The following is a 10,282-nucleotide window of genomic DNA, read 5'->3' as shown; positions in this document are numbered from 1 at the left end:
TCCACCTCAATCACGCGCCGCTGCTCAAAGGTCCAGATCGTTTCGCTGTCGGTCAGCACACTTCCGTTCAGACCGGACGATCGCAGCCACAAGCCGCGCACGGTCGTCCAGTGAGGCGGTAGGACAAGCCGACGGCCGCCTCTCACAATGTCACCTGAGCGATCTGGCGGCGCGCGCATGCACAGTCCATCTCCGCTAGCGCCGCTAGATATGCGACCTCCGTGATGGTCATGCGCCACTCGACCTGCTCGCCGCCGCAGGCCGTTTGTGCGATCCTTCGATCGGCCAGTGACGAGATAAATCCATCGAGCCGGGCGACGATACCGCGCAAACCTGCCCAATACTCGTGCGCTGCCCGCACGTTGTTGAGACCGTCCATATGTCCTCCGCGTCGCGGGGGCCCAGGCGAACTGCCTTTTGCTCCTTCCCATCACGACCCGACGCTCCTCAGGCTTCAACTTCGTATCAGGGATCTTTTGGGTAGTAGGACAATCACGACAGAGACATTGGCTGGACTTGATATTTCTAATCAGGCATTGACGGTGTCAGCGCCCGCGATCGCGAGGTCTACCAATACCAGAACTCGGCATTTCTGCCTCGACCTGATCTGCGATGAGTATTCGGCTCCATTGAAGATTGGACTTAAATTTATCGTTTGCTGACGATGGCCGCGCAACGGCGTTGAGCATTTGCCATCCACCGGGAATGTCCCGTAACGCGCGAAAGCTTTCCCAGACCGCTGCAGAACTGAAGCCGATATTGATGCAATCGTCGCTTCGCACGATCGCACCAAGACCTGCCCCAAGGTAATGCAATGGCATTGCGGCCGCTTCATCGAGAAGATCGCGCTGCGGGCTTGGCAACGCCCGATACTGCAGTGACTCTCGGTGGGCGGCTAACTGATTGGAGAGCCAAGGTTCAGGAAAGAGTGCCTCTTCAACGGCCGAGTGAGTGCGCCCGACAGGTTTGCTATTTGGAAGCATCGCTTGCGCACGCGCCGACGTCGTCGGCGTTGCTCGGCCGTCTACAGGACGACCTGCGATGTCAAGTAATGCACCGTTCTGAAATTTTACTGGCATCGGAGGGGCCGCTCGATCAACCGTCCGAGTTTTAGCGATATCGCGGGCACGCTCTGTGGATGACTTTACGCGAATTTCGCCTTTCGCCGGCGTTTTCGGCATATGGCTGTCGTCTGCTTTCGAATAGATCCCGTCCTCGCTCCCAGTCTCTTCAGTCTCCAACTGCTTCTCCCCGCGGGGCAGCGTCTCCTGATCCGCGACAGAAGCGGGATCCATCGCGATGACCGGCGAAATTGGACGGCGTTTCGGACGCCGTGGGATGCGATCGTCTGTTAGCTTTGGCGCTGGCTCAGTGTGATCAACGGCGCTCGCTTGCTTAGCCGAACTATTCGGAGAAGCTTCATCTGACGAACGGGTCAGTGGATTGTCCGACGGGGGACCGTTAATGCGCGCGGGTGTGTCTGGCTCATTCTGGAGCGCGGCTTTAGTCGCAACGTTGTCGGGACCGATTAGTCCAACCGCATCGCCCGAGATCGGTTTTATGCGAGCGGCAGAAGCCGACATCGGCTTGTCAGTGGTATTCGGCAGTTTTGGCGACGCAGTAAAATCGATGTTTTCAGATTCTTGGACGGGACGATCATGGATCCTCGCCTCGTTTTCGACTTGATCATTCTCGCTTAATTCAACCTCTGGGAGTTGGCTTATGGCGATATCCTTCCCCCTCGTATCTGGAGCTTCCATGGCAGGGGCCTGGACGTCCGCCCCAGAAATCGATCCCGGTCCACCATCGTCTTCGCCGCTCAAGCGTGGGTAGAAGTTTGCTGCGCCCAGTGCGGCCCTGACATCCTCGTCAAGATTCCAACTGGCGGTAATCGGGGCCGTAGTTTCCACAGACTTGGTCTCTGCAGATGTCGGTTGTTTTGCGAACAGCCCGGCGTCGTTTGGCCGAAACGTCCGGGTCGCGACTGGGACAACAGCAGCGCTGACTCCGTCTGAACCGGCACGTAGCGGCGAGAGTGCCGACACCAGTTTTACCGTCGAGTGATCCGTTACGGGTTTCATCATCTCGCCGCGTTCTTGCGTCGCATGCGGCTCGCCAATCAGGATTTTCTCGTTCGGCGCATTCCTGTTGACGAAGGCAACGTCAGCGTCGAAGCGGCCTCGCAGAAACAGCGGATGCGCCCCATAACGCCGGTTAAGTGTTGCTATCGCATCGTTGGCTGTTTTCGGGTGCCGTGTCCGGGCTTCAAGTTGGTCAACACCGTGTTTCGCGACGTAGCGGAGCAGGCGCTCAACGCCGTCGGTCTGCGCCAAGATGGCCGCTTCCAGAGCACGGTCTGCACGAAACGCAAAGGCGGGGTTTACGAGCAACTCAAGGTCGAGCGACTTGAGCCCCTTAAACTGCGTGCGCCCGTCCTCACGCCACAGGTGAACAAACGTCGTAGCGTCATCAGCCTGTTGTGGATGCCGGTGGATATATCGGATGAGTTTGTCGAAGTGCCGGTGCGGTGACAGGCGAGTGATATGCCGCGCGGCCAACACCGAGCCGGCAACCCAGGCCTGCTCTAACGCAATCCGGTCGCACAGCTTTTGAGCCCGCGCTTCCAGGCGCTCCATTTCCAAGGTATGGTGTTTCGCTGTGGCTTGATACGGTGCGATGGCCTGCTCAATTTCGTCCATGTGGGCGAGCGCCAGCTGGTGCCTGGCCGCGATCCTGCTCCGCTCTCGAACATCCGCCGATTTCGCCAGCCCGGCATCGATATCCGCAATAAGGCGAGCGCAGTTCTCGGCCAGCCGAACTGCCGCTGACAAAGCCATTTCAAGCTGTAGAGCCACCTCATCAAGTGCATCACGGCCTTCTTCGATATGTTGAAATATGCCAGTGAGCTCGTCTCGCAGCTTTGCCATCGGCACGTCGCCAACACGCGGCTCGACCGCTCGAAAGGCCTTAAGAATTTCGACGTGACGATCACGGCGCTCGCGCGAACGGTTGGCCAGCTCGAGCTTGCGTGCAGACCAGTATGTTTGCGCATTGTCGCGATCTTTCGGCACATCGATGCCCGCCTTCACCAACGCCGAAGCCGCCTTGCCGAGCGACATCATCGGCGCCGCTGCTATGCCCATCTGTTCGTAGGTGCGCGGATCGTACAACCGTCCGGAACGTGCCCGCGTGAGATGGAAGTTACATATGTCGGCAAAACGTTTGCGCAGGGCAACAACGTCTGCGCTGGCACTGGTTTGATGAAACGTGCTTTGCCGACGTTCCTTCGTCCAGCCCGCCAGTTCGCCAGGACGGAGCTTGCGGCCCGAAGCAAGATCAAAGCGACCGTCCGCGCCGCGCCTGCAAATCGCTGGATAGAATATGAAATGAGGATGATGATTGGCGCGGTGGTTGTAGCCATTGGGTCTGTGAAGTGCTGCTGTGAAGGGAAGGCCAAGGGTGTCAAGCTCTGCACCAAACTGTGTGACGATGTCCCTATGCGCGGCGGCATCAAGCTCGGTTGGCAGTGATGCTACGAACTGCTTTTGCACTTGCCCAAAGCGTGGTCGGACGAAGTGCAACCCTCGTGTTTTCAGGTTCGCGCCGTAGGTTGTGCCAAGCTGTCCTGCCCAGTCGAGATCTTCTTGTCGAAGCTCGAGTTCCAGCAATCGGCTACCGTCGCGGACGTAGCAGCGACCTTGATCAATTTGCTCGCCTCTCCTGATCGCCGCAACAATGTTAATCAGGGCTGCCGGGGCGTTCGGGTCGGCGCTCAGCGTCTCCCAATCGCTTTCGCTCATCGTGGTCAGGTTCAACCGCAGGCGCGGCAAGCCGGCCTTGCGTTCGACCTTCCAAGCTTCTTCCCAGAACGCGATGCGTTCTACGCCAACGTCCGAGATGTTCGAGTGAATGAAGACGACGCGAGAGTCCGGGTCGTTGACTGAATCATCGGCTTGATCACCGTCGACGACATAGCGCTCGGAACCTGCTGCCCTCGACAATTCACGGGCCCAGTTGTCGGTAAGATACCGTTCTTGCCCTACGGCAGCATTGACTGAACTACGGCCTGCTGCGGTCACGCCGTCGCTTCTGGAGATCGTCGAAAGGCGCGTGTGAAAACTGGTTGCGCCGTTCGCCGCGGTCGGCCGTTCGCCGGCAGCCGGTCGTTGAAGATTGATGGTACCGACCCAACGAGACTTCCGGCTCGTCACGGCTTGGATTCCACGCTCCCGTCCGGGTCTGACTGTCCCGACAAGCGCTTCCCGCTCCTGCCAATCGATACGTCGACGCAGCGCTTCGGTCATATGAGTTATGTCGGCGGGAACGGGCATCTCGGTGTCCAGGATGATGGTGCGACAACCAGCATGCCCGAATGGCGATACGCAGTAATGGGTAACTAACAATCGCCCAAGATATGCTGCCCCTGCCCCGCCTTCCGGAGGCACAGCCAGAGGACCCCTGCGCGCTCGGCGTGCAGGCCGACCCTGCCCCCGACTTCCGCACGCGGAAATCCGATTATAGCGCAGCGCGCGCAAATAACGGCTTGAGCCGTTGTTTGCAGCTTTGCACAAAAACCTGAACTTCCCACTGTTTTCTCCCCCTCGCGTACACGTGCACGCGAACACGCATGTGCGGGTGAGCACTTCATGGGTGAAGGCGCGCACATCCGCGCCTGTGTGAAATGAAGATTTAGGTACCCTGTCCGGGGTTCGGTCAGCCGCCTTAAGACACGGCCAATGACGCACTGTTGCATCATCAGGAGCCAAAGACAATGACCGATAAAACCGATCCCGCCATCACGAATGTGCTCGCTGCTCTCGCCGTCGAACTAGGCATCACGGCCAATCGGCAACCGTGGAGTATGGACCGGATCGCCGCTCTGATCGATATGCCTGCGCGACGTGATCTCGTCACCGAATTGCTGTTCGGCATCCTGCCTGCAACGATCGATGCCGGCCAATGGATTGCCTGGATACAGGGCGACCAGCCGCCAGTCCCGGCCAGTCTGCAGAACCCGGAGAACAGCGCCCGGCCATCCGCACGTGGCGCAGTGCAAGCAGCGACGACCAAGCATCAGTCGGCAATGGATAAAGTCGCCCGTCTGGAAGCGCAGCTGGTGCAGGCGAAGCAGGAACAGGTAGTTGCCCAAGCAGACCGTCAACGTAGTGCAGACCAGCTCCGCGCTGTGGTCGTCTACCGAATCATGGTCGAGATTGGCCGTCAGGCATCCGGTATCGCGCTGGGTCCTCTCTATGCCCTCGCGCGCGCGGTCTCACCCTATCTGCAGCAGGATCTGGCGTTCGAAAACGCACTCGACGATCAGGGGCGTATCCTCCTGAACGAGCGTCGCCAAACCCGCGAACAAGACAGTCGCGAGATGCTCGACCGGCTCGACCGCTACGCAGGCGAGCAGGCGCTCGAACTGAAGCTTCATCGCGCCATGCTGAAGGTGATTCGGGCCTTTCATGACGAGAGGGAGGCCGAGAACGCGGCAGCGCGTGAAGCTGGTCAGAGGTTGCCCACCGTCAGGAAGCGACAGGCGGTACGCCGCACCTCCGAGGCGCAACAGCGCGACGTCCACCCGGCCGCACCGCGGGCAGACGTCATCGATGTTTTCGATGCCTTCGCGAGCCTGCGGTCTGACGCTTCCAATGACAACGACGAGCCCGCGTGAGTTCATTCGTGGGAAGCAAATGCGAGTGGCTGCTCGGCTCAAATTGTCGAGCAGCCGGGATTTTTTCGTCGAACATACGGACATGAATGAGGAGCAAAGACGATGGGCAAGATCAACGACGTTAAGACCACAGCCTCCAGGGTTTCGACACATCCGGTAAGCGGCCTTCGGAAGGCCGCCTCATCCTCCCCGAAGTTGACGTTCGAACCAAAGCCGTCAGCCATGACGAAACGAGCGGCAAGCAACGACAATAGCGCGTCAGACAGGAAGTACGATCAGTACTATACGCTACCAGATGTCGCCGCCTTTTTCTACGACTGTTTCAAAGAATATTTCGATCCTTCTGACTACTTAATGGTCGAGCCTAGCGCCGGGACGGGATCGTTTTACAAGATATTGCCCAGCGGCAGTATCGCCTTTGATATCGAACCTAAATACCCTGGCATCATTAACGCCAACTTTCTCGACGTTATAATCAAAACTGACCGACCAATTGCAATCATCGGCAATCCGCCTTTTGGCAAGAACTCCAGCACAGCAGTCCGATTCTTCAACCATGCTGCTCGCCAGTCCAGCGTAATTGCGTTCATTCTACCAAGGACGTTCCGGAAGGCATCGATCGTGAACCGGCTTGATCGTTCCTTCCATCTGGTGCGCGAATGGGATGTGCCTGCCGACGCATTCCTGTTCCGGTCCAAGCCGTACGATGTGCCAGCGGTATTCCAGATCTGGCGTCGCAAGCCGGAACTCCGCAAATTGCGCCCAGTCCAGACGCGACACCCCGACTTCAAATTCACGACGAAGGAATGTGCCGATTTCGCAATTCAGCGCGTAGGTGGACAGGCCGGTCGAGTGCATCAGGACTTTTCCAAGAGCCCGTCTGCGCATTATTTCATACAGGGGAACGTCAAGCACGTGATGGAACAACTTGACTTCGCTAGAGTCACTGGCGACGTTGCAGGTAATCCCAGCCTCGCGAAGTCCGAAATCGTCGCGCTATATCGCGAGTGGGAGTTAAAGAATTCGAAAATCAACGGTAGCTCGCGTATCATTACCAAACAGCTTTAGTACCTGAAGCTACGGTTCCTCCCGAGCATCGAATACAATCGGCATTTCGGCGGGAGAAACCTCAGTGTCTGTCAGATCGCGACAGTTCGGAAATCAACCTAGTTTTTCGGCGGTGTGCCGGAACAGCGTGTTCGCATTTCGACCATACACCGCTGACGTAAATGGCTTGCCAGAACAGAACACCCGGCGTGGGCGGGAGAGCGAGCGCTCCGTCTTTTGACGCCCAATGCTTTGCCGACGCTTAAGCGATTACGCTGTCACCAACCGTACCCGCTCGCAAAAAGGTTCCGCGCTTTCACCATGGCCATGCGATTACGATCAGCCTCGCAGCGGCGCCTATTATACTCGTCTTGCGTTGGACGCAGTCCGCCACGTGCTGTTGGCGCAACTAAAATTTATCGGCTGGACATGAGGCGTTTCGCGAATTATATTCATCGTGCCTCGTTTTGAGATGCGCGAACGAGGCACAGGTATTCGACTGCTGCTCGGAGTGGTTGCACGATAGGTTGCCGGGGCGCGCTATCAACCCTGCCTTTCCTCTCCCCGCCCGTGTGAGCGCGGGCCGGCTTGGATCGCGAGGTTCGGGCATGCGGGGCACCGGAAGCGGTCTCGCCGACCCGAGTACAACTCATGACGACTTCCGTTCTATCTACGCCGCGTTCGGCTACCCGCCTGCGTGCATCGCGCATGGCGACGCATGCGGTCTTGGCCTCTGATGTCATATCGACAGACATCGAGGCACGCGCGATAGGTTACATTCGCTCGGCTCTGACAAGCGATGCCAATGGGCTGCACTCCAGCACTGCTATCGACGCGTCACCCCTGCCCGAACCCACCCCCGGTATTGTTTGGGAGGGCTCGCAGAGCGATCTACGCAACGTCGCCACTCCCTCCCTATTGACCAAGTTGACGGTGCCGCCCCGCTATCGCCCGGCTGGTAACCCAAAATGGTGGGTGACCCGGATGCTCTTCGGCGGTTGCAACATCGACAAACCGGAACAACTGCAAAAAGACCTTGGGCTGGACCTCGATCGTCACGCAGCCAACCTGCATATCCTGCGGGACTCATGCCTTATAGGATGGCGGCGGTTGGTCCGTGGAAACCTTCTCGGGCTTTATCAGCTGGCGGAAACGACGCCGCAGCACGCGGGCCTGATCCGGAGTGTGGTTCATGATCACACGATCCTCATCGGGGCCCTTCGTGCACGCATGCTTGCCGAATATCTCCGTCGTATGGCAACCGAGCCGATGGGACCCCGCCTGGATATCGACGATCCGATTTGGGTAAAGCGCGGGGCCCTGTTTGCCGACCGTCTCGCCAGACCTGCAAAAAGCCTTGACCAGCTCCTGAGCAAGCTAGACCGCGACAAAGTTTACGACACGCCGCAGGAGGCATTCGCGTCCGCGCAGTTCGAGTATGATCCCCGGCTGTTGCAAATGGCCGAAAGAATCTCTGAGCAGCTCAGCGATGTCGATCTCCATGGAGACGCATTCACTGCGCTCGTTCGCGCAATACGAACCGAAATAGCCCCGTTAACGGCCATTACGCCTGCGATGCTACGTAAAGAAGGTTTCGGACGCGAGACCCTTGCCGAGGCGCAACTCGGCATGTCCGTTCCCGAGGCGGTTACCGTCCTCGCGATAAACCTTGTCTGCCTCAAGGGGCAGGTGCGAAAGGCCATGAAGGCGCTGGACGGCGGTTGCGGTCTTCCAGCCCTCTCACCCGTGCCAGCCGTTCCCGTGGGCGGCCGCGCGAAGGTGTGCCGCACCGCCAGTGCGCTGAAAGCCATCAGCGGCTGCGACCGTAATGTGGGAGACAGGAGTACCAATTCGGACAATAACTCTGGATCGACGCTGCTTGACCGCGTTGAGTCCCGGCTGGCGGAACCGATGCCAGCAGCCAGTCTCGAGCAGTTTCAGCTGCTAATGCCAGAGTGGTTGCGGCGAAACGGCGAGTTTTAGATACCCTGTTCACTCATCGTCCGAGTCGTCATCCCATCATGGATGAGACCCGCTGCCACTCCTGTTCGCGCCACCCCACCCGACGCTGCCAATCCGGCCTTCGCCATCGGCATGGCGAAGCTCGTCCGGCTGATGGCGAAGCAGGCGGCAGCCGACCATTATGAACGCTGCGCGCCCGCCTCGCGGGCAACCAATGATCCCGGCACGCCCGCCGCTTAATATACTCCTGACAGAAGGTGCTCCTCTGCCATGCTGATGCGCCCTGCCCCCCGCATCGTCCTCTACGGGCGCCACTCGACCGCGATGCAGACGGCCACTTCGAGTATTGATCAGACCGAATCGTGCATGAAGCTCGTCACCTATGTTGGCGGCACCGTGATGGCGACGTATCATGACCCCGAACAGTCCGGCTATCGCCGTGATCGGGCGGGCCTGAGGAAACTGCTGGCGGACATCGAGTCGGGAACAGTCGACTTGATCGTCTGCGAAGCGCTCGACAGGCTTGCGCGCGATGCGGAGGATGTCGCGTGGCTCGGCAAGAAGCTGGCCTACCACCGTGTGCAATTGCACACCGTGAGCGAGGGCCATGTCGACGAGATCAAGTTCGCGGTTGCCGGGCTGCTGGGAGCGATCTTCCTCAAACACCTCGTCGACAAGACCCTGCGCGGCATGGAGGCGGCAGTGCTTGCGGGGCGGTGCGCCGGTGGTCGCTCCTACGGCTACAGGCGGGTCATCCGCCTTGATGACCGCGGTGAGCGTATTCGTGGCCTGCTCGAGATCGACGAGGCGCAGGCCGCCATCGTCGAGCGCATATTCACCGAGTTCGCGGCCGGCGCTTCGTCCATCCAGATAGCGACCAAGCTGAATACCGACGGCGTGCCTGGCCCACGTGGCGGGCAGTGGAATGCCTCTACGGTCCGCGGCGACCCGAAAAAGGCGACCGGCATTCTCAACAACCCGCTTTATGTTGGCCGGCTGGTATGGGGACGCCGGCAATGGCGTCGCAACCCCGACAGCGAAAAGCGCGAGCGACGCTATCGCCTACGCGAACATTCAGAATGGATCGAGGTTGCCGTGCCGGAACTGCGCATCGTCGATGACGCACAGTGGAGCGCGGTTCAGACACAGATCAAGCAGCGTTCGCGTCCCAGCACCGATGTTCCGGTCGCCCGTCAGAACCGCAGGAAGCACTTGCTGTCGGGACTCATCCGCTGCAGCTGTTGCGGGTCGGGCTACACTATTTCGGGCAAGGACTATTATCGCTGCGCCGGCCAGAAGGAGCGCGGCACCTGCTCGAACACGGTCTCGGTCCGAAAGGGCCCCCTCGAAACGGCGACCCTCTCGATTCTCCAACACCAGTTGCTGACCGAGGATCATGCTCGGCTGTTCGCCGAGGAGTTCCAGCGGGAGCTGGCGCGGCTGACGAGCACGTCGGCGAGGCAGGATCAATCGATCATCGACCGCCTCGCCGTCGTCACCCGCGAGATCGACACGCTGGCCGCCAACATGCTGGCAGCGGTGGCCAGCCCCGCCCTGCTGAAGCTCCTTGGCGACCGCGAGTCCGAGAAAGCGCGCCTG

Annotated in this window: 6 protein-coding genes; 4 read left to right on the top strand and 2 right to left on the bottom strand. The window is 59.4% G+C overall.

The features are described 5' to 3' along the window. Positions 1-142: 142 nt before the first annotated feature. Entirely contained in the window at positions 143-379 is a 237-nt protein-coding gene (locus NLI89_RS21160; RefSeq protein ID WP_253070032.1) for a hypothetical protein, read from the bottom strand. A 166-nt stretch (positions 380-545) separates the two neighbouring features. After that, positions 546-4,211, bottom strand: a complete 3,666-nt coding sequence (locus tag NLI89_RS21155; protein WP_254688735.1) for a MobA/MobL family protein — start codon at positions 4,209-4,211, stop codon at positions 546-548. 560 nt (positions 4,212-4,771) lie between these two features. Here NLI89_RS21155 and NLI89_RS21150 point away from each other — a divergent pair. From NLI89_RS21150 to NLI89_RS21135, 4 genes are all read left to right on the top strand, one after another. Then, positions 4,772-5,674 carry a hypothetical protein gene (locus tag NLI89_RS21150; RefSeq protein ID WP_254688734.1) on the top strand — a complete coding sequence of 301 codons (903 nt, stop codon included), beginning with the start codon at positions 4,772-4,774 and terminating at the stop codon, positions 5,672-5,674. A gap of 102 nt (positions 5,675-5,776) precedes the next feature. Further along, positions 5,777-6,742, top strand: a complete 966-nt coding sequence (locus tag NLI89_RS21145; protein WP_254688733.1) for an SAM-dependent methyltransferase — start codon at positions 5,777-5,779, stop codon at positions 6,740-6,742. A gap of 687 nt (positions 6,743-7,429) precedes the next feature. Beyond that, positions 7,430-8,704 (top strand): hypothetical protein, encoded by a 1,275-nt coding sequence (locus NLI89_RS21140; RefSeq protein WP_254688732.1) that lies wholly within the window; start codon positions 7,430-7,432, stop codon positions 8,702-8,704. A 249-nt stretch (positions 8,705-8,953) separates the two neighbouring features. Next, positions 8,954-10,282 (top strand): recombinase family protein (locus tag NLI89_RS21135; RefSeq protein WP_368077315.1); only part of this gene is annotated, 1,329 nt, incomplete at its 3' end.

Origin of the sequence: Sphingomonas faeni (genome assembly GCF_024273235.1) — a bacterium.
Taxonomy (GTDB): domain Bacteria; phylum Pseudomonadota; class Alphaproteobacteria; order Sphingomonadales; family Sphingomonadaceae; genus Sphingomonas; species Sphingomonas faeni_A.
Note: the sequence above shows the minus strand (reverse complement) of the source record. Positions and strands in the feature narration are given on the sequence as shown.